This window comes from Kitasatospora phosalacinea, assembly GCF_030268885.1.
Taxonomy (GTDB): Bacteria; Actinomycetota; Actinomycetes; order Streptomycetales; family Streptomycetaceae; genus Kitasatospora; species Kitasatospora phosalacinea_C.
This window is the reverse complement of the sequence record NZ_BSSA01000004.1, coordinates 73,308-98,261: the sequence shown is the minus strand read 5'-3', so window position 1 is coordinate 98,261 and position 24,954 is coordinate 73,308. Positions and strand designations below refer to the sequence as shown.

The following is a 24,954-nucleotide window of genomic DNA, read 5'->3' as shown; positions in this document are numbered from 1 at the left end:
TACACGCCCCCGGTGCGCCACCGACCGGCCTGCCCCGCCGCACCGGCGCCACCGGCGGCGCCACGGCGGGCCGCGGCCACCGCGAGGAGACCGCGCCCACGCCCCAAGGGGGCTGTGCCACAAGCGGGTTGACCCCGCCCGCGGACGACGGGCGGGCCCCCGGAACGGGCGCCGGACGGCCGGTCATCGCCGTGCGTGGTCGCGGAAACCACGCCCCGTCTTGCGCCCCAGGCACCCCGCCGCGACCAGGTGCTCCAGCAGCGGCGCCGCCGCCAGCCCCGGCTCCCGGAACTCCTGGTGCAGCACCTGCTCGATGGTCAGCGACACGTCCAGCCCCACCACGTCCAGCAGCTCGAACGGCCCCATCGGGTAGCCGCAGCCCAGCTTCATCGCGGTGTCGATGTCGTCCACCGTCGCGTAGTGCTCCTGCAGCATCCGCACCGCGTCGTTCAGGTACGGGAACAGCAGCGCGTTCACGATGAAACCGGCCCGGTCGCCGCACTCCACCGGGTGCTTGCGCACCTTCGCGCACAGCTCCAGCACGGTGGCCGTGACGTCCTCGGCGGTCAGCACCGTGGAGACCACCTCCACCAGCTTCATCGCGGGCGCCGGGTTGAAGAAGTGCATCCCCACCACGTCCCGCGGCCGGGAGGTCGCCGTCGCGCAGGAGATCACCGGCAGCGAGGAGGTGGTGGTGGCCAGCACCGCACCCGGCTTGACCAGCTCGTCCAGGGCGGCGAACAGCTCGCGCTTGACCGCCAGGTCCTCCGCCACCGCCTCCACCACCAGGTCGACCTCCGCCAGGTCCCGGTACGAGCCGGTCGGCGTCACCAGGGCCAGCGCCGCGTCCCGGTCCTGCTCCGACAGGCGGCCCCTGGCCACCGAGCGCTCCAGCGACCGGGCCAGCTGCGCCTTCGCCCGCTCCGCCTTCTCCTGGCTGCGGGCCGCCAGCAGCACCGGGAAGCCCGCCTTCGCGAACACCTCCACGATGCCGGTCGCCATCGTCCCGCTGCCGCACACGCCGATGCTGCGCACCTCGCGCCCGGCCGCCCGCGGCCGCGCGTCCGCCTGCGCCTCCGGCACCGCCCTCGAGGAGCCCGGCGCCTCGTACGTGTAGAAGCCGCGGCCCGACTTGCGGCCCAGCAGGCCCGCCGCGACCAGCTGCCCCAGGATCGGCGCCGGGGCGTGCAGCCGGTCCTTGGACTGCGCGTACATCGCCTCCAGCACCGTGCGGGCGGTGTCGATCCCGATCAGGTCCAGCAGCGCCAGCGGGCCCATCGGCAGGCCGCAGCCCAGCCGCATCGCCGCGTCGATGTCCTCCCGGGTCGCGTACCGGGACTCGAACATCGCCGCCGCCTGGTTGAGGTACGCGAACAGCAGGCCGTTGGCGATGAACCCCGCCCGGTCGCCCGCCGCCACCGGCTCCTTGCCCAGGTCGCGCGCCAACTCGGCGACCTGCTCGGCCGCCTGCGGGTCCGTCAGCACCGTGCGGACCACCTCCACCAGGCGCATCGTGTGCACCGGGTTGAAGAAGTGCACGCCCAGCACCCGCTCGGGACGGGAGGTGGCCGCCGCGATCCGGGTCACGCTCAGGGCCGTCGTCCCGGTCGCCAGCACCGTCCCCGGCGGGCAGATCCGGTCCAGCTCGGCGAAGAGCGAGCGCTTCAGCTCCAGGTCCTCCGGGACCTCCTCGACCACCAGGTCGGCCGCCGCGGCCGCGGACAGGTCGTCGCCGACCTCGATCAGCGCCAGCAGCGCCGCCCGCTCGTCGGCCTCCAGCCGCCCGCGCTCCACCGCCCGCGCGGTCGACGCCTCGATCCGGTCCAGCGCCCGCAGCGCCTGCGTCGGACCGGCCTCCACGCCGATCACCCGACGCCCGCTGCGCGCGAGGGCCACGGCCACCCCGGCACCCATGGTGCCCAGGCCGACCACGGCAACAGTGGGGAAGGGACGCTCCATAGTCCAGACTCCTTGTCATGGGCCCGTGCCGCGGCCCCCGTCGGCGCCCGGCCGCGACAGCGCGAACCCGGACGGAGGGTGTGACGGGGGAGGGTGTGCCGACGGCACGGGAGAAACGGGAACGGAAGAACCGAAGGAAGGACAGCGGCGCCCCGCGGTACGGACCGGTCCGCTCCGGTTCCGTCCAGGGGGCACTGCCGTGGTGCTCAGGCGCTCCGACCAGATCATGAAGCGACGCCGACGCGCACACAGGAGAAGAGAACGCAGCCTGCCGGTGCGGCTCCCGAGGCCCGGCGCTGGCGCGTGCCGACACTGTAGCCCAGCTACCGACGGGTAGGAAGGGGGAACGCGGCACGCCGGGCCGTCGACGGACCCGTACTGTCGCCGCAACTGCCGAAGGAGGACACCATGGCTGTCATGACGACTGAGCGCCCGCAGATGGAACTCGAGCAGTTCAGGGAGATCGCCATGGCGGCCGAACGGGAGGACGTGGTGCTCGAGTTCATCAACGGCAGGGTCGGAGTCAAGCCGGTGCCCGACGGCGACCACGGCGAAATCATCATGTGGCTGCTGGAACGCTGCATGGCACAGCGCCCGGACCTGCGGCTCTACCCGGAGCAGGGCCTGCAGGTGGCGAACTACCGCAACGGGCTGGCCAAGCCCGACGGCTCGCTCGCACCGCGCCGGAACTTCGCGGGCCAAGGCGAGTGGGCCGACCCGGCCGGAGTGCTGATGGTGGTCGAGGTGACCTCGTACGACGCCGACGCCAACCGGCGTGACCGGGTCGAGAAGCCGAAGGCGTACGCGGAGACCGGCATCCCGGTGTTCCTGCTGGTGGACCGGGACGCGGGTGCGCTCTCGGTGCACAGCGAGCCCGAGGACGGGCGGTACCGGAGCGTCGTGACCCTGGCCTACGGGCACGTCGTGGAACTACCGGAGCCGGTGAACGTCATCCTCGACACCGAGGAGCTCAAGGAGTTCAGCCGCTGAAACGCCGAACGGCCCGCCCGGAGCGTTCCGGGCGGGCCGTTCGCGCGCGGTGCGCCGGTGGGGCGTCAGTGCGCCATGACCGGGACGGCGTCCTCGGCCTCGACGCCCTCCGCGTGGTGCTCCGGCTTGCCGGCGTTGACCAGGACGCCCGCGGTGACGCCCGCCAGCAGCAGGATGCCGAAGGCCGCCCAGATCGCGACGGAGTAGGAGTGCACCTGGGCCTGGAGGCCGAACAGCGCCGGGTCGGTGGCGGTGGCCGCGTGAGCCTTGGCCCACGAGGTGCCCGCGCTGTGCGCGACGGTGCTCAGCAGCGCGGTGCCGATCGCGCCGCCGACCTGCTGCGAGGTGTTGACCATCGCCGAGGCGACGCCGGCGTCCCGCGGCTGGACGCCGTAGGTGGCCAGGCTCATCGCGGGCATGAACGCGGTGCCCATGCCGAGACCCATCAGGACCAGGCCCGGCAGGATCTGCCAGTACGAGGTGTTGACCTCGATCTGGGTCAGGATCAGCAGGCCGAGCGAGGCGACCACGAAGCCGGGCGCCATCAGGAACCGGGCCGGGACCCGGGTCATCAGGCGGGCGCCGATCTGGGTCGAGCCGGTGACCATGCCGGCCACCATCGGGAGGAAGGCGAAGCCGTTGACCAGCGGCTTGTAGCCCAGCACGTCCTGCATGTAGAGGGTGAGGAACAGGAACAGGCCGAACATGCCGATCACGGCCATGCCGAGCGAGAGGTAGACACCGCCGCGGTTGCGGTCGGCGACCACGCGCAGCGGCAGCAGCGGGGCCTTGACCCGGCTCTCGACGACCACGAACGCGACCAGCAGCACGGCGGCGGCGACGAACAGGCCGATGGTGCTGGTGTCGCCCCAGCCCTTCTGCTCGGCCCGGGTGAAGCCGTACACCAGGGAGACCAGGCCGAGGGTGACCAGCAGCACGCCCGGGATGTCCAGGCGGTTGCGGTTGAGGCCGACCGCGGGCTCGCGGATGACCAGGACCGCACCGGCGATGGCGACCGCGGCGAACGGGATGTTGACGTAGAAGGTCCAGCGCCAGTTCAGGTACTCGGTGAGGGCGCCGCCCAGGATCAGACCGATCGCACCGCCACCGCCGGCCACGGCGCCGTAGATGCCGAACGCCTTGGCGCGCTCCTTGCCGTCGGTGAACATCACGGCGAGCAGCGACAGCGCGGCGGGCGCCAGCAGTGCGCCGAAGACGCCCTGCAGGGCGCGGGCGCCGAGCAGCATCGCGGTGTTGGCGGCGGCGCCGCCCAGCGCGGAGGCCGCGGCGAAGCCGACCAGGCCGACCATGAAGGTCCGGCGGCGCCCCCACAGGTCCGCGACGCGGCCGCCGAACAGCAGCAGGCCGCCGAAGGCCAGGGCGTAGGCGGTGATCACCCACTGGGTGGTGCTGTCGGCGAAGCCGAGGCTCTTCTTGGCGTCGGGGAGCGCGATGTTCACCACGGTCGCGTCGAGGACGACCATGAGTTGGGCGAGGGCGATGAAGACGAGTGCCTTCCACCGGCGCGGGTCCGGCTGGAGGGTGTCAGACATGGAGGTACCCACTTGTGTGTGCGAGAGCGTACGGAATGCGTGCGGGACCGCGGCCCGTGGCGGGGCGTCCCGCGGTGAGGTCTGGTGGGGGCGCGTGCCGCCCCGGGTGCCTTGCGGTGTCAGGCGGAGCGGGGCGTGAGGTCCTCCAGGGTCGCGGCACGGCCGGGCAGCGTGGACGGCGCGGGAGCCCGCAGGCCGTCCAGCAGCAACTGCAGGTGACGCCGGACGTGCGGGTCCAGGTCGAGGCAGCCGAAGCCGGGGAGCGGTCGGGTGAGTTGGGCCATGGCGACCACGATGTCGCCGGCTCCGACGTCGGTGCGGAGCAGGCCGTCGGCCTGGGCGCGGGCGATCAGGCTTTCGGTGACCTGCTTCATCTCGGCGCGGGCCTCGGCGAGTTCGGGGTCCTCGTGGTCGATCGTGTCGGAGAGCAGCGGGCAGAGCGCGCCGATCCGCTCCTCGGCCGAGGCGTGCACGAAGCGGCTGAACGCGGCGAAGGAGTCGGGCTCCTCCGCGGCGGCCGCGTGCGCGTGCGCCACGATCCGCTCCATCACGGCGATGGAGACCTGCTGGATCAGGGTCCGGCGGTCGGCGAAGTTCCGGTACAGCGTGGCGTTGCCGACCCCGGCCCGGCGGGCGATCTCGTCCAGCGAGGCCATCGCCCCGTGCTCGACGAAGGCCTCCCGGGCCGCGGCGACGATCCGGGCCCGGTTGCGGGCCGCGTCCGCGCGCCGGACGGGAGCGGCGGTGGTGACGGTCATGGTGCGCTCCCTTCGAGCAGCGGGGGGTCTCGGTCGTTTCTACCGCGTCCTACCGGGGATCGTCTCCCCGTTTTGTTGCGGACAGATGTCTAAACGGGGAACTGCTCCCCGGAAATTTCGTCATTCCATGTGACCTGCGTCACATCCGCGCCGCCACCGGCGGGTGACCTCCCGGCGCGTTCCCCCGGACGCCCCGGAACCCCTGGTCAGGATGGGCCCATGAGCACCGCCAAGCCACGCGCCGACCGCGCCGCCGAGGCCCGGGTGGCCGCCACCCGGATCGAGGCCGAGGGCGTCGACGGAGTGATCGTCAGCTGGGTCGACAACGCCGGCGTCACCCGGGTCAAGACCGTCCCCGTCCGCGCCCTCGAACCCGCCGCCCGCTGGGGCGTCGGCGCCGCCCCCTGCTTCGACGCCTTCCTGGTCGACGACTCGCTCGCCCCCTCCGGCGGCCCCACCGGCGACCTGCGTCTCGTCCCCGACCTCACCGGCCTGCACCGCCTCGCCGCCCAACCCGGCTGGGCCTGGGCCCCCGGCGACCGCTGGACCCAGCACGGCGACCCCCACCCCGGCTGCCAGCGCGGCTTCGCCCGCCGCACCGCCGACGCGCTCGCCGACCGCGGCCTGACCGTCCGGGCCGGCATCGAGGTGGAGTGGATCGTCGACGGCGGCGAAGGGGGCCCCGCCTACGGCATGCGCCGCCTGATCGGCAACAGCGACTACCTGCGCGACCTGCTGCGCGCCCTGCGCGAACAGGAACTCACCGTCCTCCAGCTCCACCCCGAGTACACCGAGGGCCAGTACGAACTCTCCCTCGCCCCCACCGGCCCGGTCGAGGCCGCCGACACCGCCCTGCTGGTGCGGCACACCGTCCAGGCCGTCTCGCTGCGCCACGGACTGCGCGCCAGCTTCGCCCCCGTCACCGCCCCCGGCGGCGTCGGCAACGGCGGCCACCTGCACCTCAGCCTCTGGCGCGACGGCCGCAACCTCGGCCACGGCGGCACCGGACCGCACGGCCTCACCCGGGAGGCCGAGGCCTTCCTGGCCGGGGTGCTCGCCGAACTGCCCGCCCTGCTCGCCCTCGGCGCCCCGTCCGTCGCCAGCTACCTGCGGCTGGCCCCCGGCCGCTGGTCCGGGCCGTACCGCTGCTGGGGCCTGGAGAACCGGGAGGCCGCGCTCCGCCTGATCACCGGCTCCGCGCCCGAGCAGGCCAACGCCGAGGTCAAGTGCTTCGACGCCGCCGCCAACCCCTACCTCGCCGTCGGCGGCGTCCTCGCCGCCGGCCTGGCCGGCCTCGGCCACGCCCTCCACCTGCCCCCCGAGACCACCGGCGACCCCGGCGACCCCGACGTCCCCGGCGGCGCCGCCGAACGCCTCCCCGCCACCCTCGACCAGGCCGTCGACGCCCTGCGCAAGTCCGAGGTGCTGCGCGCCGCCCTGGGCGAACCGCTCTGGCGGGCCGTCATCGACGTCCGGGAGGCCGAGATCGCCCGCTTCGCCGGGCTGAGCGACGAGCAACTCGTCGAGGCCGTCCGCTACCGCTACTGACCCCGGGCCGTCAGCGCGCGTCCAGCGCCGACCAGGTCGGCGACAGCGCCACCGCCTCCACCTGCTCCCGGGTCAGCAGGACGTCGTGGCCCGCCGGGCAGAACGCGGTGGCGCGCAGCAGCAGGCCGTCCGGCCGCAGCACCGCCACCACCGTCTCGGTCGCACCCTGCGCGTCCGGGACGGGACGGTCGGCCGCCGCGCGGACCCGGCTGCCGTCGGGGCGCACCGGCGCCTGCGCGAACCAGCTGCGCGTCACCTGGTCGGCCTTCGCGACCTGCACCACCAGGTTCACCTCCCGGGTGCCGTCGACGAGCACCACCAGCTGCTCGGACCAGGTGCCCGAGTAGCTCCCGACCTTCAGGCCGGCCGGCACCAGGTCGGTCAGCCTGACGTCCGGCGCGCGGGTGTCCGCCGGCACCTGGACCAGCGCCTCCCGCACGGAGCGCCAGGCCGGGGACGCGGCGACGGCGGTCAGCTGCTCCGGGGTCAGCAGCGACTCCGGACCGGGCGCCGGACCGCCGTCGGGCGCGGCCTCGACGGAGGAGTGGACGACGACCCGGAGCCCGCCCGGGTCCTCCCGCCGCACGTCGCGGAAGGCCGGCCCGCCCGAGGCGCCGGACGAGGGCGGGAGCCAGGTGTTGACGAACATCGTGCCGCCGTCGGCGTCGGGCACCTGGTGGCACTCCCGGCCCGCGACCTGCCCGGTGGGGCAACCGCCCGCGCGCTCCGCCCACCTGGTGTCGGTGACCGACACCGTCAGCCCGCTCCGGCCGTGCCCGTTGTCCACCAGCAGGTACGCCGTGGCCTCGCCGGCCGGGACGGTGCCCGGCCCGTGCGTCGAACCGGACGAGGAGAGGATCCGCACCCCCGGCGGCAGCAGCCGGCCCACCACCGACACCGTGTGCAGCTCCTCCGGCAGCGCCGCGTCCGCCGCCGACCCCCCGGACGCCCCGGACGCCCCGGCCGAGGGCGGCACCGGGGCGGTACCGGACGCGGCCGGGCCGACGGCCGGCGCGGGGCGCCCGTCCGACTGCGCGACCGCGGTGAGCGCGCCCACCGCCAGCACCAGCGCGGCCGCCCCCGACACCAGGGAGAGCTGCCCGCGCCGACGCCGACGACCCCGGGCGGCCCCGGCCTCGACCAGCCGGGGGGTGTCGGCGAGGAACTGCTCGCCGGTCGCGCGGAAGGCCCGCACCAGGCCCTCCTCGCTTCCGCGCCCGGCGTCCCGTCCGGCGTCCCGTCCGGCGTCCTGTCCGGTTTCCCGTTCGGCGTCCTGTCCGGGGCCGCGGCCCCGGGCGTCGCCGGGTGCGCGGCCGTGCGCGTCGTCGTGGTCGAACCGTGCGGACATGCGTCATCACCGTCTCTGCTGGGTGGAGTGGGGGAGGAGGAGCGTGCGGGTCCGTCGGGTCAGGGCCGGGCGAGGTCGGTGAGGCCGTCGCCGAGCAGCGCCCGGAGCCGGACCAGCGCCCGCGAGGTCCGGGTGCGCACCGCGCCCGAACCGCAGCGCAGGATCGTCGCGGTCTCCTCGACGCTGACGTCCTCCCAGTAGCGCAGCACCAGCACCGCCCGGTCCCGCGGCGGGAGCGCGGCCAGCGCCTCCAGCAGGGTCACCCGCAGCGTGCCGTCCTCCTCCGGCCCCGGCCGGTCCGGGACCTCCGCGATCGGCCGCTCGCCCGCGCTGCGCCGCCGGTGGTGGCTGATGAACTGCCGGTACAGCACCCCCTGCGCGTACCCGGCCGGGTTCTCGATCGCCCGCCCGGAGAAGAACCGGCCGGGCCGCCGCCACACCGCGTACATCCGGCTCAGCGTCTCCTGGACCAGGTCCTCCGCGAGGTGGGTGTCCCCGCCGGTCAACAGGCAGGCGGAGCGGTAGAGATGGCCGGACCGGTTGGCGGCGAACTCCGCGTACTCCGCGTCCGCTCCGCGCGCTGCTGCTGATGCCACGATCACCGTTCCCCCGAGGATGCGTACCCTGTCACCCTTCAGACGCGGTTCGGCGCCCGGGATGTCACAGGGCCGTCGGGGGCGGGTCGCCCCGGTTCCCTAGAGTGTGGGCGCCGAGGAGAAGGAGCGGGGGATGTTCTGGGTCGGATTGCTGCTGTTCGCCGTCGTGGGCGGCGAGTTGGGGGCGGTGGTGCAGGGGGCGGCCCGGTTGGGGGAGGACGATCCCGGGGCGATCGCGCAGTTCGTGGTCGCGGTGAACCTCACCCCCTGGACCGCCCTGCTCGCCGTCGCCCTGACGTACGCCGGCCGCCGCCGCCTCGCCGGGATGCACCTGAAGGGCCCGCTCGCACCGGCGTTCGCCCGGATCGAGAAGTCCCGGGCGACGGGGGAGGGGCCCGACCACACCGTCCAACTCGACCTGACGGTCGCGCCCGAGGGGCGCCCCGCGTACCGGGTGGACGGCCGGGCCCGGGTCAACGTGATGCACCTGCAGGAGTTCGCCGCCGGACGGACGCTGGACGTCTCCTACGACCCGGAACGCCCCTGGCGGGTCGAGGTGCCGGGACGCTGCCCGGACGGGGCCGGGGCGCCGCTGGACACCGCGCCGGAGAACACCCGGGTGCACGAGCCGAAGGTCCCGTGGCGCGGGGCGCTGTCCGCCGTCCTGGGCGCGGTCCTGCTCGGCGCGGCGCTGTTCCTCCTCGTCAAGGGCTCCTGAAGCGGGAGTCCGCCGGGCCCGGCGGACTGGCGGTCCGGTGGTTCGGTGATTCGGTGCGGGGGCGCGCAATCCCCTTCGCGACCGGGGTGGTTGTGGTACGAAGATCGCATGACGAGCTACTGGACGGGTGAACGGGTGCGCCTGCGCGCGGTCGAGCCGGAGGACGGGCCGCTGCTCGCCCGGCTCTCCGTGCAGGAGGAACGGCTCGGTGACGCGCTCGACCCGCCGCGCTCCGCCGAGGGGTGGGCGGCCCTCGCCCGGGAGAAGGCCGCCGCGGACCCGACGGCCGACACCTACCAGTTGGTCATCGAGGCGCTGGCCGACGGCGCCGCCGTCGGCGCGACCGGCGTGCACCGGGCGGACGGCCGTAGCGGCCTGTTCGAGTACGGCATCACCGTCGGCGCCGAGCACCGCCGCCGCGGCTACGCGGCCGAGGCGGTGTCGCTGCTGCTGCGGCACCAGTTCGAGGAGCGCCGCTACCACAAGGCCACCGCCCGGGTGTTCGCCCACAACGAGCCCTCGCTGGCCCTGCAGCGACAGCTCGGCTTCACCGAGGAGGGCCGCCTGCGGCGGCACTTCTTCGTCGCGGGCCGCCACCGCGACGTGGTGCTGTTCGCGCTGTTCGCCGAGGAGTTCTTCGCCCGGCACGGCGGCCCCACCCAGCTCTGAGCCGACCCGCCCCGCCCGGTTGCACGTTCTTGCACGTTCCTGAGTGGACCGTGCGGACCGGGCGGACCGGGCAGATCGTGCAGACCGAGCAGACCGTGCCGTCTAGGCGGTTCGCGCGGCCCGGGCGGCGAACGGCCCGTCCAGCGCGGCCCACTGCAGCAGCAGCACGGTCTTGCCGTCGGTGATCCGGCCGTCCCGGGTCATCGCCAGCGCCCGGGCGAAGGGCAGTTCGAGCACCTCGATGTCCTCGCCGTCCTCCTCCAGACCGCCGCCGCGTCCGGTCCGGTCGGCGGGGCGGTAGGGCGCGGCGTAGCAGTGCAGCCGTTCGGTGACCGAGCCCGGGCTCATGTACGCGTCCAGCACGTGCGTCAACGGGCCGAGCTCCACGCCCAGTTCCTCCAGGCTCTCGCGGCGCACCGCGGAGACCGGGTCGTCGGCGTCCAGCAGCCCGGCCGCCGCCTCGATCAGCATCCCGTCGGGGTGCCCGTTGACGTAGGCGGGGTACCGGAACTGGCGGGTCAGCAGGACGGTGCCGCGCGCGGTGTCGTACGGCAGGACCGCCGCGCCGTTGCCCCGGTCGTAGGTCTCGCGCTGCTGGGTGGTCCACCGGCCGTCGCGGCGGCGGTAGTCGAAGGTGGTGCGGCGCAGCACGTGCCAGCCCTGCGAGGTGAGTTCGACCTCGCGCACCCGCACGTCGGGGTTGCGGTGCAGGTCGCGTCCGGCGCGGTCCAGGCCGGTGCGGCCGCGGTGGTCGGGGAGGTCGACCCCCGGGCGGGGACCGGTCTCCGGGCGGGCGTTCACGCGTCCTCCCGGCGGGCGCGGCGCGGGAGTTCGGAGACGTCGTGGTAGACCGGCAGGCCGCGGCGGCGGGCGGTGGCGACGTCCAGGTCCGCGCCGGTGGACTCGCCGGGCAGGCGCAGCACCGCGTCGCAGCGGGCCAGCAGCCGGGCCGCGGTCGGGTACAGCACCTGCTCGGCCAGCGGGTCGGTCGGGCCCGCCCCGGCCGAGCGGAGCACCGGCAGGGCGATCCACTCGCCGATCACGGGCAGGTGCCCGGCGGCGAAGACCGGCCAGGCGGCGGCCTCCAGCCGGGCCAGGTTGGCGGCCATCGCCGCCGGGTCGCCGCCGGTGCCGGAGCGGTACGGCCCGGCGATCAGGACGAGCAGGGGGGAGTCGGGGACGGGGTGGGCTGCTGCGGTTGCGGTCATGGGGCGCTACCATACATGCAGAAACGTGAAAGAACAGGAGAGAACGAGGATGCTGGCTGCCGAACGGCGCGACCACCTGCTCGGACTGCTCGCCCGGGAGGGCAAGGTGGTGGCCAAGGACGTCGCCGCCGAACTCGGCATCTCCGAGGACAGCGTCCGCCGCGACCTGCGCGACCTCGCCGCCGAAGGACTCTGCCAGCGGGTCTACGGCGGGGCGCTGCCCGCCTCCCCCGCGATGGCGGGCTACGCCGAACGGCAGTCGGTGAAGCCCGACGGCAAACGCAGGGTCGCCGCCGCGGCCGTCGACCTGGTCCGCCCCGGCAGTACGCTGATCCTGGACGGCGGCACCACCGCGCTCGCCGTCGCCGGGCTGCTCCCGCCTGACCTCGACTGCACCGTGATCACGCACAGCCCGACGGTCGTCGCCGCCCTGCTCGAACACCCCCGGGCCGAACTGTTCCTGCTCGGCGGCCGGGTGTTCAAGCACTCCGCGGTCGCCTGCGGCGCCGCCGCCGTCGAGGCCGCCCAGAACGTCTCCGCCGACCTCTGCCTGCTCGGCGTCACCGGGGTCCACCCCGATGCGGGGCTCACCACCGGCGACGCCGACGAGGCCGCGATGAAGCGCGCCCTGGCCGCCCGCGCCGCCGAGACCTGGATCCTCGCCTCGGCCGAGAAGATCGGCGCCGCCTCCCCGTTCCGGGTCCTGCCCTGGGACCGCATCGCGGGCCTGATCACCGACGCGGCCCCCGACCACCCCACCCTCGACCGCCTCGCCGCCTCCGGCGTGGAGATCCGCCCGGCCCACTGACCGCAGACCGGGCCCGACCTGACCGCAGACCGGGCCCGACCTGACCGCAGACCGGGCCTGATCGCAGACTGGCCCCGGCTGCCCCGGCTGCCCCGGCTGCCCCGCCTCTGGCGCAACTCCCGCCGGGGCGGCCGGAGTCACGCCGACGGCGGCCGGACCGCGGGCGGTCGGATCACAGGCGGTCGGGGTGCGGGCTCCCGGCCCCCCGCAGCAGGGTGTCCACCACGAGGGTGGCGAGGGCGTCGGGGCCCTTCGCGTCCTGCTGCTGCGCGGCCTCGTGGATCAGGGCGTAGTAGACGCGGCGCGTCCAGGCGATGTCGACGTCCGGGCGCAGGACGCCCGCCTCCCGGGCGCGGCGGAACAGTCGCTCGCAGGTGTCCCGCACCTCGGCGTGGATGTGGGCGACCTCGAGGTTGGCCGAGCTGCCCTGGCTCATCGCGAACCCCCAACTGGCCTTGATGGCCAGCACGTTGGCGGTGGTCTGGTAGAGCGCGACCAGTGGCGGGGCGGTGTCGGGGTGGGCGGCCTCCACCGCCGTGGCGAACCGGCGGGCGGCCCACAGGGCGAGCGCGTCGACGAGCGCCTCGCGGGTGGCGAAGCGCCGGTGCACGGTGGTGCGGGCCACGCCCGCGGCCTCGGCGATCTGCTCCATGGTGGCCGCCGGGTCCTGGCCGAGCGTGCGTTCGGCCGCCTCCAGGATCGCCGCCACCGTCCGCTCGGCGTCCGCGCGCAGCGGCCGACCGCCGGTGGGCGCCGACCTCCCCCGCGGCCCGTCCGGCGTCCGCCCCTGCCCTTCTGTCTGTGCCTCCATGGGAAAAGCATACGCAGCTGTCATCCTTCGGCATCTACTTGCATCACGCATGTAGCAAGTTGTAGCTTCCTCGCATCCCGCTCGACGCAACTTTCGCCGCCCAGGAAGGTGGAAGCACATGGAGTACACCCGTCTCGGCCGCAGCGGCCTCTCGGTGTCCCGGCTCGTCCTCGGCACCATGAACTTCGGCACGCGGACCTCCGAGGAGGACAGCCGCGCGATCATGGACCGGGCGCACGAGCACGGCGTCAACTTCTTCGACACGGCCGACGCGTACGGCCCGCAGCAGGGCGAGGGCCTCACCGAGCAGATCATCGGCCGCTGGTTCGCCCAGGGCGGCGACCGCCGCGACCGGACGGTCCTCGCCACCAAGGCGTACCTTCCGACGGGGGAGCGGCCCAACGAGGGCGGGCTCTCCGCGCTGCACATCCGGCGCGCGGTCGACGCCTCGCTGAAGCGGTTGCGGACCGACCGGATCGACCTGTTCCAGATGCACCACATCGACCGGCACACCCCGTGGGAGGAGATCTGGGAGGCGTTCGGCGTCCTGCGCCAGCAGGGCAAGGTGCTCTACTTCGGCTCCTCCAACTTCGCGGGCTGGCACCTCGCCCAGGCCCAGGAGGCGGCCCGGTCGCGGCACTTCCTCGGCCTGGTCGCCGAGCAGTCGATCTACAACCTGATGTCCCGCTGGGCCGAACTGGAGGTGCTGCCCGCCGCCCGGCACTACGGGCTGGGCGTGATCCCGTACTCGCCGCTGCACGGCGGCGTGCTCAGCGGCGTGCTGCGCAAGCAGCGCGAGGGGCTCGCGGTCCGCAGCGGCTCGGGCGTCTGGGCCGCCGCCCTCGCGGACCGGCGGGAGGCCGTCGAGGCGTACGAGGGGCTGTGCGCCGGGCTCGGCGAGGACCCGGCCCACGTCGGGCTGGCCTGGCTGCTCGCCCAGGACGGGGTGACCGGCCCGATCGTCGGGCCGCGGACGGTCGAGCAGCTCGACGGCGCCGTGCACGCCCTGCGGATCACGCTCGACCCCGACACCCTCGCCGAGCTGGACGCGATCTTCCCCGCGCCCGGTCCCAACGGCGCCAAGCCCGCCCCCGAGGCGTACGCCTGGTGAGCCCCGGCGGGGCCCACGCCCGGTGAGCGGCGGGCGACGCACCGACCCCCGCCCACCGGGCGGCAGTTCAGGCGGCCGCCGTGCGACGGCCGCCGTACGAGGCGACCAGGGCGTCGGCGACGGCCTCCGCGTCCGCCCGGGCCACCTCGGCCGGGTACTCCGGCAGCAGGTCGTCCCAGACCGGCAGCCAGGAGCCGAGCAGTTGGCCCTGGCCCGCCGGGCGGGCGTAGAACCAGAGATGCAGGTGCGCGGCGCCGTCGCCCAGGCGGTAGACGTGGGCCCGGGAGACGTGCGGCAGCGCCTGCACCTGGCGGACTACGTGGGTGGTGAGCACGCCCATCTCGGCGGCCAGCTCGTCGGGAAGTTCCGCCAGGTCGTAGTGGTCGCGCGGGTACAGCATCAGCGCCAGCGGCACGCCGACGCCCGTGACCTGACCCAACCGCCAGTGGTCGGTGAACCACAGCCCCTCGTCGCGGTCCCGGCACATCCCGCAGTCCGCCGGGTCCTCGCCGTGCCGCGGCGGCTCGGGCAGCACCGGCGGGCGCAGCGGCGAGACGCGCAGCCCCTCCGGCTCGAACGGGCTGATCTCCCAGCCCGTCATCCGGGCCAGCGGGAGCCGGAGTTCGCCGTCGGCGGCCGCGCGTGCGTGGTCGTAGAACTCGTCAGGTGTCATAGCCATGATCGGAAGACTAGCCGCGGCCGCCGGTGCCCCGATCGCGGGTTCGATCACGGCGGCGGCGGCCCCGGAGCCGGTCCGGCGGACGGACGGCCCGCTGTCCCGCGGAGCCGGTCGACGGATCGCCAACACCCTTCCGCGGAACGGCTCCCGGCACTCGGGCCGGAACCCGCGCCCCACGGCCGCGAGGCCGCCCACCCGCCCGTCGCCGACCCGTCCGTCGCCGTCCCGTCCGTCGCCGACCCGCACCGAGCTGGTCCGGCCGCCCCCTTGACGCCGCTCCTCCCGGTAGTGCTACCTTCCCACTATCGTTCACATCTAGAATGATTCACGGGGGGTTGGAAATGGCGAACGGCAGCGGTGGCGGCACGGGCGGTCTGACGCCGCTCGACGTGGCGGCGTTCGCGGCGGAGCTGGCGGTGTACGTGGCGGTCGGCTGGTGGGCCTGGAGCCTGCCGCTGCGCAGGCTCCGCGCCCACCCGCCGCAGGAGGCGGTCCGTCCGCCGCAGGGGCCGGTCCGCCCGCCGCGGAAGCCGGTCCGGCTGCTGTTCGCGTGTGCCGCGGTGGCCGGTTTCGCCCTGCTGTGGGGTTGGTTCGCGGCCCCGACGGCCGACCTGCCGCTGCACGGCGCGGCCCGGGTGGCGTTCGAGGTCTGCTGGTTCGGCGCGGGCGCGGCGGCCGCGCTGCACGCATCCGCCCGCCGGTGGCGGTCGGTGTGAGCGGCGCGGCCGCGCGGTACCTGACGGAGTGTCAGTTCACCGCGGCCAGGTGGTTCTTGAGGCCGAGGCCGAACGCGGTCGGGGTGCCGTTGAAGTCGGAGATCAGCGACGGACCCTGGCCGCAGTCCCAGGTGTTCCACGTCCAGCCGAGATAGGAGACCTTGGCGGCGTCGGCCCAGGACATCACCTGGTCGATGAAGGAGTGGGCGCAGTCGTTCTCGCCGATCTCGCCGACCACCACCGGGACCTGGGCGGCCAGCGGCGCCACGGTCGAGTTCCAACAGGACTGGCTGGCACAGGTGTTGAAGTTGTACACGTGCCAGGACGCGGCCAGGTTGCCCGCCGGGTCGGTGGGCTTGTGGGCCAGCCACTGGCCGAGGTCGTTGGAGTAGGCCAGGCCACCGAGCAGGATGACGTTGTTCGCACCGGCGGTGCGGACCGCGTTGACCAGCGTCTGCATGCCGCTGACGGGGTAGTTGATGCCGGGGCAGGCGCTGCCGCCGTCCCGCCAGCAGTTCCACGCCTGGTCGATGCCGGGGACGGCGCGGTCCGCGTAGGGCTCGTTGAGCAGGTCGAAGACCACCGACGGCTCGTTCTTGAAGGTGTCGGCGACGGAGGACCAGAAGGTGGCCGCACCGGCGCCCGGCATCGGCTTCTGGCAGGTCGAGTTGGTGTCGGAGCAGCCCGAGGAGTTGCCGGTGTAGAGGCCCTGGGTCCAGTGCAGGTCGATGATCGGGGTGAGCCCGGCGTCCCGCAGCGCGAGGACGAAGTTCTTCACCGCGGTGCGGTAGTTCTCGCCCGCGTACTCCGGCTTGACGTTCGCGTAGCCGTTCCAGCAGTCCTCGTTGACCGGGACGCGGACGGCGTTCGCCTTCCAGCTCTTGATCGCGGCGATCGAGGCGGCGTCCACCGGCCCGTCCGAGAACCCGTAGCCCTGGACGCACATGAACTCCATGCCGGAGCGGTTCACCCCGCGCAGGACCACCTGCGAACCACCCGCGTCCACCAGCTTGTTGCCGGAGACGTGCAGCGCCGGGGCCTTGCCGCTGCCGGTGCTCCCGGAGGAGGAGGCCGAGGGCGACGGCGACGCGGACGCGGAGGCAGAGGCCGAAGCGGACGGCGAAGCCGAGGCCGACGCGGATGCGGACGCCGACGGCGACGGGCCCGCCGCGCCGTTGCAGGCCACGCCGTTGACGGTGAACGAGACGGGGGCCGCGTTGGTGCCGCTGTACGAGAAGTTGGCGCCCGCGCTGACCGAGCCGCCCGCCGCGAGGCTGCCCGCCCAGGCCGGGGCGGTGACGGTGACGTTCCTGCCGGACTGGCTCCAGGTGCCGTTCCAGCCGCTGCCCGAGAGCGTCTGGTTGCCGGTGTAGGAGTAGCCGAGGCTCCAGTTGTCGATCGGGGTGCTGCCGGGGTTGGTAAGTTTCACGTTCGCGGTGAAGCCGCTGCCCCAGTCGTTCGTCGTGTAGTCGACGGAGCAGCGGAGGCCGGCGGCGGCCGCGGGGCCGGCGCCGGTGAGGGCGAGGGTGGTCGCAGCGGTCGCGGCCAGCGCGGAGGCCAGCACCAGGGCGGTGGTGCGGAGGGTCATGTTCGACTCCTCGGAGTGGGGGGAAGTGGGCGCGCTCCCACAGGCCCGCCCCGAACCCTAGCCAGGGGCAAGGCAGTTGCCAACAGGCTCCGGCTGCACACTCCTGCTGCGCACTCCCTTGACAGTGCGCACGACCCTCCCGATATTTGGGAGCGCTCCCACAGAACGACCCCCGGCGGATCCACGCCGACAGGACCCCAGCAGGACCCAGCAGACCCCACCGGGACGGCCCCGCGGCAGGCTCCGACCTGCCGCGCCGGACCGGACGACCTCGCCGGACGCCCTGCCGGATCCGCCCGACGCACCACCGTCCCCGGACTCCCCCACCCACCCCATCCGAGGAGCCGTCATGTCCTCCCCGCCCCGCAACCGGGCGACCCGTCCCCGGGTCTCGGCGCTCACCGCCGCCCTCACGCTGCTCGCCGCCGGTCTGTCGACCGCGGTCGCCGTCCCGGCCTCCGCCGCCGTGGTCCAGTGCTCCGTCGACTACACGACGAACGACTGGGGCAGCGGTTTCACCGCCAACGTGGCGATCAACAACAAGGGCACCGCCGCGCTCAACGGCTGGACGCTCACCTACTCCTACACCGGCAACCAGACGCTCTCGGGCAGCGGCTGGAACGGCACCTGGAGCCAGTCCGGCAAGAACGTCACCGTCACCGCCCCGGCCTGGGCCGCCACCATCGCGGCGGGCGGCTCCGCCACCGCGGGCGCCAACTTCTCGTACAGCGGCACCAACACCGCGCCGACCTCCTTCGCGGTCAACGGCACCAGCTGCACCGGCGCGCACGCCGCCCCGACCACCGCGCTGACCAGCCCCGCCCCGGGCGCCAACTACCAGGCGGGGGCGGCCATCCCGCTCTCGGCCACGGCCACGGCGGCGGACGGCGCGAGCATCAGCAAGGTCGAGTTCTACGACAACACCACGCTGATCGGCACCGCCACCACCGCCCCGTACACCTTCAACTGGACGGGCGCGGCGAGCGGCAACCACTCGATCTACGCCAAGGCGTACGACAGCCTGGGTGCCAGCAGCGAGTCGACCCCGGCGGGCATCACGGTCGCGGCCGGTCCGGCGATCAGCGCGACCCCGCTGACCCTGTCGGTGAACCAGGGCAAGACCGGCAGCTTCGCCGTGAAGCTGACCAGCCAGCCGAGCGCGAACGTCACCGTCACCACCACCCGGACCTCGGGCAACACCGGGCTGTCGATCAGCTCCGGCGCGACGCTGACCTTCACCCCGAGCAACTGGTCGACGGCCCAGAACGTCACGCTCACCGCCGACGCCTCCTCCACCGGCTCGGCCACCTTCACCTCCTCCGCCACCGGGTACACCTCCTCGGCGGTCACGGTGACCGAACTGGCCGCCGCCTCGGGCGTGTACAACGACCGGTTCCTGCAGCTGTACAACAAGATCAAGGACCCGGCGAACGGCTACTTCTCGCCGGAGGGCATCCCCTACCACTCGGTGGAGACCCTGCTGGTCGAGGCCCCCGACCAGGGGCACGAGACCACCTCGGAGGCGTACTCGTACCTGCTCTGGCTGGAGGCCCAGTACGGGCGGGTCACCCAGGACTGGTCGAAGTTCAACGCGGCATGGACGCTCATGGAGACGTACATGATCCCGGGGCACGTCGACCAGCCGACCAACTCGTTCTACAACGCCTCCAAGCCGGCCACCTACGCGCCCGAGCGCCCGCTGCCGAGCGACTACCCGGCGGCGCTGGACACCTCGGTCACCGCGGGCAACGACCCGATCGCCGGTGAGCTGAAGAGCGCGTACGGCACCGACGACATCTACGGCATGCACTGGCTGCAGGACGTCGACAACGTCTACGGCTACGGCAACGCGCCCGGCAAGTGCGAGGCGGGCCCGTCCGACACCGGCCCGTCGTTCATCAACACCTACCAGCGCGGCGCGCAGGAGTCGGTGTTCGAGACCATCCCGCAGCCCACCTGCGACAAGTTCACGTACGGCGGCAAGAACGGGTACCTGGACCTGTTCGTCAAGGACAACTCCTACGCCAAGCAGTGGAAGTACACCGACGCGCCGGACGCCGACGCGCGGGCCATCCAGGCCGCCTACTGGGCCGACACCTGGGCCAAGGCGCAGGGCAACGGCGCGCAGGTCGCCACCACGGTGGCCAAGGCCGGCAAGATGGGCGACTACCTGCGGTACTCGTTCTTCGACAAGTACTTCAAGCAGATCGGCAACTGCGTCGGCGCCAGCACCTGCGCGCCCGGCAGCGGCAAGACCTCCGAGCACTACCTGCTGTCCTGGTACTACGCCTGGGGCGGCGCCACCGACACCTCGGCCGGCTGGTCCTGGCGGATCGGCGACAGCGCGGCGCACGGCGGCTACCAGAACCCGATGGCCGCGTACGCGCTGGTCAACAACCCGGCGATGGCGCCCAAGTCGGCCACCGGCAAGGCGGACTGGACCACCTCGATGGCCCGCCAGGTCGAGTTCACCCAGTGGCTGCAGTCCAACGAGGGCGCGATCGCGGGCGGTGCGACCAACAGCTGGGAGGGCAACTACGGCACACCGCCGGCCGGCACCCCGACCTTCTACGGGATGTTCTACGACGAGGCGCCGGTCTACCACGACCCGGCCTCCAACCAGTGGTTCGGCTTCCAGGCCTGGGGCCTGGAGCGGATGGCGGAGTACTACTACTCCAGCAACGACCCGAAGGCCAAGGCCATCCTGGACAAGTGGGTGACCTGGGCGCTGTCCAAGACCACCTTCAACGCGGACGGCACCTACAAGATCCCGTCCACGCTGGCCTGGAGCGGCAAGCCGGACACCTGGAACGCGGCCTCCCCGGGCGCCAACACCGGCCTGCACGTGAGCGTCGTCGACTACACCAACGACGTCGGCGTGGCCGGCTCCTACGCCAAGCTGCTGTCGTACTACGCGGCCAAGTCCGGCAACGCGGCGGCCAAGACCGCGGCGCAGAAGCTGCTCGACGGCATGTGGGCCAACAACCAGGACGCGCTGGGCATCTCGGTGCCGGAGACCCGTGCCGACTACAGCCGCTTCAACGACTCGGTCTCGGTGCCGAGCGGCTGGACCGGCACCATGCCCAACGGCGACCCGATCAACAGCACCTCGACCTTCCTGTCGATCCGGTCCTGGTACAAGAACGACCCGTCGTTCGCCAAGGTCCAGTCGTACCTGAACGGCGGCCCCGCGCCGGTCTTCACGTACCACCGGTTCTGGGCGCAGGCCGACATCGCCACGGCGATGGCGACCTACGGCGACCTGTTCGGCGGCTGACCCGCCGTCACCCGAACGCGAGTGCCCGGTCCGACCGACAGCGGACCGGGCACTCGCCCGTTATGCGGAGATTCCTTTACTACCTCTTGATTTTTGTCATATGGGGTGAATAGTCTCCCGGCCATTCGGACGCCATCGATCACCCACGATCGCGCCGCCGCCACTCGGGAGGGTCAACCCCTATGAGAGTTCCCCGGATCCGCCGCTCCGCACTCACCGCCACCGCGGCCTGTCTGGTGCTCGCCACCGCCGGGACACTGGCCCTGCCCGCCGCCGCGGCGACCGCCGCGACCGCCGACGGACCCCTGCTCAGCTACGTGGTCAACACCAGGGCCAACCACGGCCAGACCCAGAAGGCCGAACGCGAGGTCCGGGCGGCCGGCGGCACCGTGGTCGCCTCGTACGAGCAGATAGGCGTGGTGATCGCCCGCTCCGCCGACCCCGGCTTCGCCGCCAGGCTGCGCGCCTCGAGGACGATCGACTCGGTCGGCGCCAGCCGCACCGCGGGCATCCAGGCCGGGGGAGCGGAGGACGTCGTCGAGGAGGCCGAGCTGCCCGCCGCCGCGCCCGCCGACGGCAGCGAACCGCTCTGGGCCAACCAGTGGGACATGCGGCAGATCGGCGTCGACCGGGCGCACCAGAGGGAGCTCGGCAGCCGCGCGGTGGTGGTCGGCGTGCTCGACTCCGGCATCGACGCCACCCACGAGGACCTCGCCGCCAACGTCGACCCCGCGCTCTCCGCGTCCTGCCTCAGCGGCCGCCCCGACCAGAGCCGGCAGTCCTGGCAGCCCACCACCAGCAGCCACGGCACCCACGTGGCGGGCACCATCGCCGCCGCCAAGAACGGCAAGGGCATCGAGGGCATCGCCCCCGGCGTCCGGCTGGCCGCCGTCAAGGTGGTCGACGACGGCGGGTTCATCTACCCCGAGTACGCGATCTGCGGCTTCGTCTGGGCCGCCGAGCACCACTTCCAGGTCACCAACAACAGCTACTACGTCGACCCGTGGATGTTCAACTGCGCGGGCGACCCGGACCAGGCCGCCGTCAGCGAGGCCGTCCGCCGGGCCGTCGACTACTCCCGCCGCAACGGGGTGCTGAACGTCGCCGCCGCGGGCAACGAGAACATCGACCTGGCGCACAAGACCGTCGACGTCTCCAGCCCCGACGACACCGACCCGGTCACCCGGCCGATCGACGACAGCTGCCTCGACCTGCCCGCCGAACTGCCCGGCGTGGTCGCGGTCTCCGCCGTCGGCGTCAAGGGCGACAAGTCGTACTACTCCAGCTACGGGCTGAACAAGGTCGCGGTGGCCGCGCCCGGCGGCGACGCCCGCTACCAGCTCCCCGACACCCCCGACCACAACGGGCGCGTCCTGTCGACCGTGCCCGGCGGCAAGTACGCCTACATGCAGGGCACTTCGATGGCCTCCCCGCACGCGGCCGGCGTCGCCGCGCTGCTCGCCTCCACCCACCCGTGGGCCGGCCCCGACCAGCTGCGCGCCCTGCTGATCGGGCAGGCCGACCCGCACGCCTGCCCGGCCGGGGACTACAACCCGGGCGGCACCGGCCTCTACAAGGCCACCTGCGAGGGCACCGAGGGCAACAACGGCTTCTACGGCGCGGGCGTGGTCTCCGCCGCCAAGGCGGTCGACCCCTCCCGCGGCTGACGCGGCGCCGCCACGTCACTCCCCGCCGACGTGCCGGGACCAGTCCGACTCCACCGGAGCCAGACCGGCCCGGTTCGGCACCTGCTTCAACCAGGCCGGACGGGCCGCCAACCGCGCCGCGGCGGCCCGCTCCTCGGCGGCCCGGATCTGCTCGGGCGTCGCGAAGCCCTCCGGCAGCCAGGCCGCCGAGTGCGCCACCCGGGCGGCCAGGTGCTGCACGTACGCCTCCCGCACCGCGGCCGGCGAGTCGAAGCCCGGCTCGTCGGCCAGCCAGGCGTCCGGGACCAGCGCGGCCACCTCGCCCAGCAGTTCCGGCGTCACCAGCGGGGCGAGGTCCGCGTCGGCGGCCGCCAGGTCGGGCCCGTAGCCGCCCAGCGCGTGGCCGCTCAGGTCGTAGCGCTTGTGCACCGAGGCCGCCGCCGACGCCCAGCGGTGGTGGAACACCAGGCCCGCACCGTTGTCGATCAGCCACAGCCGCCCGTGCCACACCATCAGGTTCGGGTTGTGCACGCTGCGGTCGACGTTCCCGGTCAGCGCGTCCAGCCACACCACCCGGCCCGCCTCCCGCGGCGAGACCTCGACCATCCCCGGCCGGAAGTCCCGCGCCCCCGGCAGCAGGTCCATCCCGAGGTTGCGCCCCGCACTGGCCCGCAGCAGGTCCTGGATCTCCTGGTCCGGCTCGTCCGCGGCCACCGCGGGGTCGAAGTCCACCAGGACCAGCGGCGGCACCCGCAACCCCAGGCGCCGCGCCAGCTCCCCGACGATCACCTCGGCCACCAGCGCCTTCACCCCCTGCGCCGCCCCGGTGAACTTCACCACGTACGTCCCCAGGTCGTCCGCCTCGACCACCCCGGGCACCGACCCGCCCGCCCGCAGCGGATCGACATAGCGCAGCGCCTTCACCTCATCGAGCATCCGCCCACCCTAACGCGACCCGCCGCCCCGGGTTTGGCGGGCGCTCGGGGCGATGATTGGGTGGGGCCGACCGTCGAGCAGCCGACCGAGGAGATGTGAAGCGATGGGCAAGGTGCACGCCACCACCGAGCGGACGTACGGGGCCGACCCGGCCCGGGTGTACGAGGTGCTGGCCGACTACGCGGTGACCCGCCCGAAGCTGCTGCCCGCGCAGTACAGCGAGTACGAGGTGCGGGCGGGCGGCCGGGGCGCCGGGACGCAGGTGCACTGGAAGCTGCAGGCGACCGAGAAGCGGGTGCGGGACTGCCTGTTCACGGTCTCGGCGCCCAGCCCGGAGAAGCTGGTGGAGACCGACGCCAACTCCTCGATGGTGATCACCTGGACGGTCTCGGCGGTCGGCGAGAGCGGCAGCAGGGTCACCGTGGAGGCGAGCTGGACGGGCGCGAGCGGCATCGGAGGCTTCTTCGAGCGGACCTTCGCGCCGAAGGGCCTGAACCGGATCCACGACCAGGTGCTCGCCAACCTGGCGGCCGAACTGGGCTGAGCCCGGCCGAGCCCTCGCGGCACTAGGACACCCGTACGGCGCGTCAGCCGTACGGGTGTCTGGTTTCCCCGGACGGGTGAAGCGGGTCCGGGCGGGCGGTACCGTCAACCTAGGCTCCGGGCCGTGCAGATGACGATCCTTCATGTGTCCCAGCCGGTCGACGGCGGGGTGGCCCGGGTGGTGGTGGACCTGGTGCGCGGGCAGCGCGCGGCGGGGTGCCGGGTCCTGGTGGCGTGTCCCTCCGGCGGGCGGCTGGCCCGCGAGGCCGCCGCGGCCGGTGCCCGGGTGCTGGACTGGCCCGCCGAACGCTCGCCCGGCGCGGGCGTCGCCCGGGAGGCCTGGCGGTTGCGCCGGATCATCCGCCGCACCGAGCCGGACGTGCTGCACCTGCACAGCGCGAAGGCCGGGCTGGCGGGCCGGCTGGCGGCCCGCGGCACCCCGCCCACCGTGTTCCAGCCGCACGCCTGGTCGTTCGCGGCGGTGGACGGCGCGCTGGCCGAGGCCAGCCTGCGCTGGGAGCGGCACGCCACCCGCTGGGCCCGCACCGTGCTGTGCGTCAGCGAGCGGGAGCGGGCGGACGGCGAGGCGGCGGGGCTGGTCGCGGACTGGCGGGTGGTGCCCAACGGCGTCGACCTGGAGCACTTCGCGCCCGCCGACCCGGCCTCCCGGCGGGCGGCTCGGATGGCGCTGGGCCTGGACCAGTCCGATCCGCTGGCGGTGTGCGTGGGGCGGCTGTGCCGCCAGAAGGGCCAGGACGTGCTGCTGGACGCCTGGACGCGGGTGCAGCTGGCCCGTCCGGCGGCCCGGCTGGTGCTGGTCGGCGGCGGTCCGGACGCGGAGGTGCTGGCCGAGCGGGTCCGCTCGCTGCCGGACCCGTCCCGGGTGCGGATGGTGGGCGACGTGGCGGACCCGCGGCTGTGGCTGGCGGCGGCGGACCTGGCGGTGCTGCCCTCGCGCTGGGAGGGGATGGCGCTGGCGCCGCTGGAGGCGATGGCCTGCGGGCGGCCGGTGCTGCTGACCGACGTCCCGGGCGCCCGGGAGTGCCTGCCGCCGGGGGAGCGGGGGCGTTCGGTGGTGCCGCCGGAGAATCCCGGCGCGATGGCCGAACGGCTGGTCGAATTCCTGGGGGACCGGATCGAATGCGAACGGCGCGGTGTTCTGGCCCGGTCACACATGGCAGATCATCACGATATCCGCGGAGTGATTCAGCAGGTGGCGGCGGTCTACCGGACGATTGTTCGGAGCGGCACGGTGCCGGTGGGCCGTACGGGCCGTGTCCCGCAGCGGTTCTGATCGTTTGTCAGACTGTGAACGCCCGCCCGTGCAGGTGCGGCCTTCTTTCCTGAATGTCTGATTATTGGGCGGGTGGAATGAAATGGCATGTCAGCCTCCTGCGCGCCGGACGGCGTTCGCTAATGTCTGATTTTGCCTGCTTCGTCTCCATTTTCGGCAGCGAAATGGTCGACGGCCTTTCACGGCAGCAGGTGCTTA

22 protein-coding genes are annotated in these 24,954 nt (G+C 73.7%); 11 read left to right on the top strand and 11 right to left on the bottom strand.

The window, feature by feature from the left end; translation table 11 throughout:
• Positions 1-183 precede the first annotated feature (183 nt).
• Positions 184-1,959 carry a 3-hydroxyacyl-CoA dehydrogenase family protein gene (locus tag QSK52_RS08295; RefSeq protein WP_285735266.1) on the bottom strand — a complete coding sequence of 592 codons (1,776 nt, stop codon included), beginning with the start codon at positions 1,957-1,959 and terminating at the stop codon, positions 184-186.
• 408 nt (positions 1,960-2,367) lie between these two features.
• Here QSK52_RS08295 and QSK52_RS08290 point away from each other — a divergent pair, with 408 nt between their 5' ends.
• Entirely contained in the window at positions 2,368-2,949 is a 582-nt protein-coding gene (locus tag QSK52_RS08290) for a Uma2 family endonuclease (RefSeq protein ID WP_285735265.1), read from the top strand.
• Positions 2,950-3,014: 65 nt separating this feature from the next.
• On the opposite strand, the gene QSK52_RS08285 is transcribed toward QSK52_RS08290, so the two are convergent.
• Together QSK52_RS08285 and QSK52_RS08280 are read right to left on the bottom strand one after the other, a co-directional pair.
• Positions 3,015-4,502, bottom strand: a complete 1,488-nt coding sequence (locus tag QSK52_RS08285; RefSeq protein WP_285735264.1) for an MFS transporter — start codon at positions 4,500-4,502, stop codon at positions 3,015-3,017.
• 119 nt (positions 4,503-4,621) lie between these two features.
• A complete protein-coding gene (locus QSK52_RS08280) occupies positions 4,622-5,260 on the bottom strand; it encodes a TetR/AcrR family transcriptional regulator (RefSeq protein WP_285735263.1) in 639 nt (212 codons plus the stop codon).
• A 219-nt stretch (positions 5,261-5,479) separates the two neighbouring features.
• Between QSK52_RS08280 and QSK52_RS08275 the strand changes: the two genes are divergently transcribed.
• Positions 5,480-6,808 (top strand): glutamine synthetase family protein, encoded by a 1,329-nt coding sequence (locus QSK52_RS08275; protein WP_285735262.1) that lies wholly within the window; start codon positions 5,480-5,482, stop codon positions 6,806-6,808.
• Between the two features lie 10 nt (positions 6,809-6,818).
• Here QSK52_RS08275 and QSK52_RS08270 read toward each other — a convergent pair whose 3' ends face one another.
• Together QSK52_RS08270 and QSK52_RS08265 are read right to left on the bottom strand one after the other, a co-directional pair.
• Positions 6,819-8,156: a hypothetical protein gene (locus tag QSK52_RS08270; protein WP_285735261.1), complete on the bottom strand. Its 1,338-nt coding sequence runs from the start codon at positions 8,154-8,156 to the stop codon at positions 6,819-6,821.
• Between the two features lie 59 nt (positions 8,157-8,215).
• Positions 8,216-8,752 carry a SigE family RNA polymerase sigma factor gene (locus QSK52_RS08265; RefSeq protein ID WP_285735260.1) on the bottom strand — a complete coding sequence of 179 codons (537 nt, stop codon included), beginning with the start codon at positions 8,750-8,752 and terminating at the stop codon, positions 8,216-8,218.
• Between the two features lie 133 nt (positions 8,753-8,885).
• Here QSK52_RS08265 and QSK52_RS08260 point away from each other — a divergent pair, with 133 nt between their 5' ends.
• Positions 8,886-9,470: a DUF3592 domain-containing protein gene (locus QSK52_RS08260; protein WP_285735259.1), complete on the top strand. Its 585-nt coding sequence runs from the start codon at positions 8,886-8,888 to the stop codon at positions 9,468-9,470.
• A 108-nt stretch (positions 9,471-9,578) separates the two neighbouring features.
• Positions 9,579-10,139 carry a GNAT family N-acetyltransferase gene (locus QSK52_RS08255; RefSeq protein WP_285735258.1) on the top strand — a complete coding sequence of 187 codons (561 nt, stop codon included), beginning with the start codon at positions 9,579-9,581 and terminating at the stop codon, positions 10,137-10,139.
• A gap of 102 nt (positions 10,140-10,241) precedes the next feature.
• Here the strand turns inward: QSK52_RS08255 and QSK52_RS08250 are convergent, their stop codons facing one another.
• Positions 10,242-10,940, bottom strand: coding sequence for an NUDIX domain-containing protein (locus QSK52_RS08250; protein WP_285735257.1), 699 nt, complete (start codon positions 10,938-10,940; stop codon positions 10,242-10,244).
• Entirely contained in the window at positions 10,937-11,347 is a 411-nt protein-coding gene (locus QSK52_RS08245; RefSeq protein WP_285735256.1) for a DUF4406 domain-containing protein, read from the bottom strand. The genes QSK52_RS08250 and QSK52_RS08245 overlap by 4 nt, the downstream gene beginning before the upstream one ends.
• Positions 11,348-11,396: 49 nt before the next feature.
• Between QSK52_RS08245 and QSK52_RS08240 the strand changes: the two genes are divergently transcribed.
• On the top strand, positions 11,397-12,155 hold the full coding sequence (locus QSK52_RS08240; protein WP_285735255.1) for a DeoR/GlpR family DNA-binding transcription regulator: 759 nt from the start codon (positions 11,397-11,399) through the stop codon (positions 12,153-12,155).
• Between the two features lie 172 nt (positions 12,156-12,327).
• On the opposite strand, the gene QSK52_RS08235 is transcribed toward QSK52_RS08240, so the two are convergent.
• Complete coding sequence (locus QSK52_RS08235; RefSeq protein ID WP_285735254.1) at positions 12,328-12,966, bottom strand: TetR/AcrR family transcriptional regulator; 639 nt, start codon at positions 12,964-12,966, stop codon at positions 12,328-12,330.
• Between the two features lie 118 nt (positions 12,967-13,084).
• Between QSK52_RS08235 and QSK52_RS08230 the strand changes: the two genes are divergently transcribed.
• Complete coding sequence (locus QSK52_RS08230) at positions 13,085-14,077, top strand: aldo/keto reductase (protein ID WP_285735253.1); 993 nt, start codon at positions 13,085-13,087, stop codon at positions 14,075-14,077.
• A 67-nt stretch (positions 14,078-14,144) separates the two neighbouring features.
• On the opposite strand, the gene QSK52_RS08225 is transcribed toward QSK52_RS08230, so the two are convergent.
• Positions 14,145-14,756, bottom strand: coding sequence for a hypothetical protein (locus QSK52_RS08225; RefSeq protein WP_285735252.1), 612 nt, complete (start codon positions 14,754-14,756; stop codon positions 14,145-14,147).
• A 341-nt stretch (positions 14,757-15,097) separates the two neighbouring features.
• Between QSK52_RS08225 and QSK52_RS08220 the strand changes: the two genes are divergently transcribed.
• Entirely contained in the window at positions 15,098-15,472 is a 375-nt protein-coding gene (locus QSK52_RS08220) for a DUF2568 domain-containing protein (protein WP_285735251.1), read from the top strand.
• Between the two features lie 31 nt (positions 15,473-15,503).
• On the opposite strand, the gene QSK52_RS08215 is transcribed toward QSK52_RS08220, so the two are convergent.
• Complete coding sequence (locus tag QSK52_RS08215) at positions 15,504-17,060, bottom strand: cellulase family glycosylhydrolase (protein ID WP_285735250.1); 1,557 nt, start codon at positions 17,058-17,060, stop codon at positions 15,504-15,506.
• Between the two features lie 349 nt (positions 17,061-17,409).
• Here QSK52_RS08215 and QSK52_RS08210 point away from each other — a divergent pair, with 349 nt between their 5' ends.
• Together QSK52_RS08210 and QSK52_RS08205 are read left to right on the top strand one after the other, a co-directional pair.
• On the top strand, positions 17,410-20,337 hold the full coding sequence (locus QSK52_RS08210) for a glycoside hydrolase family 48 protein (protein WP_285735249.1): 2,928 nt from the start codon (positions 17,410-17,412) through the stop codon (positions 20,335-20,337).
• A 182-nt stretch (positions 20,338-20,519) separates the two neighbouring features.
• Positions 20,520-22,004 carry a S8 family peptidase gene (locus QSK52_RS08205; protein ID WP_285735248.1) on the top strand — a complete coding sequence of 495 codons (1,485 nt, stop codon included), beginning with the start codon at positions 20,520-20,522 and terminating at the stop codon, positions 22,002-22,004.
• Positions 22,005-22,019: 15 nt separating this feature from the next.
• On the opposite strand, the gene QSK52_RS08200 is transcribed toward QSK52_RS08205, so the two are convergent.
• Positions 22,020-22,919, bottom strand: coding sequence for a HipA family kinase (locus QSK52_RS08200; protein ID WP_285735247.1), 900 nt, complete (start codon positions 22,917-22,919; stop codon positions 22,020-22,022).
• A gap of 103 nt (positions 22,920-23,022) precedes the next feature.
• On the opposite strand from QSK52_RS08200, the gene QSK52_RS08195 reads away from it, so the two are divergent.
• Entirely contained in the window at positions 23,023-23,463 is a 441-nt protein-coding gene (locus QSK52_RS08195) for an SRPBCC family protein (RefSeq protein WP_285735246.1), read from the top strand.
• Between the two features lie 129 nt (positions 23,464-23,592).
• Positions 23,593-24,756, top strand: coding sequence for a glycosyltransferase (locus QSK52_RS08190; protein ID WP_285735245.1), 1,164 nt, complete (start codon positions 23,593-23,595; stop codon positions 24,754-24,756).
• The last annotated feature ends 198 nt before the right edge of the window (positions 24,757-24,954 follow it).

Coding starts and splice junctions, on each gene's coding strand:
- QSK52_RS08210 (WP_285735249.1), top strand. CDS start 17,410: ATGTCCTCCCCGCCCCGCAACCGGGCGACCCGTCCCCGGGTCTCGGCG.
- QSK52_RS08220 (WP_285735251.1), top strand. CDS start 15,098: ATGGCGAACGGCAGCGGTGGCGGCACGGGCGGTCTGACGCCGCTCGAC.
- QSK52_RS08225 (WP_285735252.1), bottom strand. CDS start 14,756: ATGGCTATGACACCTGACGAGTTCTACGACCACGCACGCGCGGCCGCC.
- QSK52_RS08200 (WP_285735247.1), bottom strand. CDS start 22,919: ATGCTCGATGAGGTGAAGGCGCTGCGCTATGTCGATCCGCTGCGGGCG.
- QSK52_RS08195 (WP_285735246.1), top strand. CDS start 23,023: ATGGGCAAGGTGCACGCCACCACCGAGCGGACGTACGGGGCCGACCCG.
- QSK52_RS08190 (WP_285735245.1), top strand. CDS start 23,593: ATGACGATCCTTCATGTGTCCCAGCCGGTCGACGGCGGGGTGGCCCGG.
- QSK52_RS08215 (WP_285735250.1), bottom strand. CDS start 17,060: ATGACCCTCCGCACCACCGCCCTGGTGCTGGCCTCCGCGCTGGCCGCG.
- QSK52_RS08205 (WP_285735248.1), top strand. CDS start 20,520: ATGAGAGTTCCCCGGATCCGCCGCTCCGCACTCACCGCCACCGCGGCC.
- QSK52_RS08280 (WP_285735263.1), bottom strand. CDS start 5,260: ATGACCGTCACCACCGCCGCTCCCGTCCGGCGCGCGGACGCGGCCCGC.
- QSK52_RS08235 (WP_285735254.1), bottom strand. CDS start 12,966: ATGGAGGCACAGACAGAAGGGCAGGGGCGGACGCCGGACGGGCCGCGG.
- QSK52_RS08255 (WP_285735258.1), top strand. CDS start 9,579: ATGACGAGCTACTGGACGGGTGAACGGGTGCGCCTGCGCGCGGTCGAG.
- QSK52_RS08275 (WP_285735262.1), top strand. CDS start 5,480: ATGAGCACCGCCAAGCCACGCGCCGACCGCGCCGCCGAGGCCCGGGTG.
- QSK52_RS08295 (WP_285735266.1), bottom strand. CDS start 1,959: ATGGAGCGTCCCTTCCCCACTGTTGCCGTGGTCGGCCTGGGCACCATG.
- QSK52_RS08270 (WP_285735261.1), bottom strand. CDS start 8,156: ATGTCCGCACGGTTCGACCACGACGACGCGCACGGCCGCGCACCCGGC.
- QSK52_RS08290 (WP_285735265.1), top strand. CDS start 2,368: ATGGCTGTCATGACGACTGAGCGCCCGCAGATGGAACTCGAGCAGTTC.
- QSK52_RS08230 (WP_285735253.1), top strand. CDS start 13,085: ATGGAGTACACCCGTCTCGGCCGCAGCGGCCTCTCGGTGTCCCGGCTC.
- QSK52_RS08245 (WP_285735256.1), bottom strand. CDS start 11,347: ATGACCGCAACCGCAGCAGCCCACCCCGTCCCCGACTCCCCCCTGCTC.
- QSK52_RS08285 (WP_285735264.1), bottom strand. CDS start 4,502: ATGTCTGACACCCTCCAGCCGGACCCGCGCCGGTGGAAGGCACTCGTC.
- QSK52_RS08260 (WP_285735259.1), top strand. CDS start 8,886: ATGTTCTGGGTCGGATTGCTGCTGTTCGCCGTCGTGGGCGGCGAGTTG.
- QSK52_RS08240 (WP_285735255.1), top strand. CDS start 11,397: ATGCTGGCTGCCGAACGGCGCGACCACCTGCTCGGACTGCTCGCCCGG.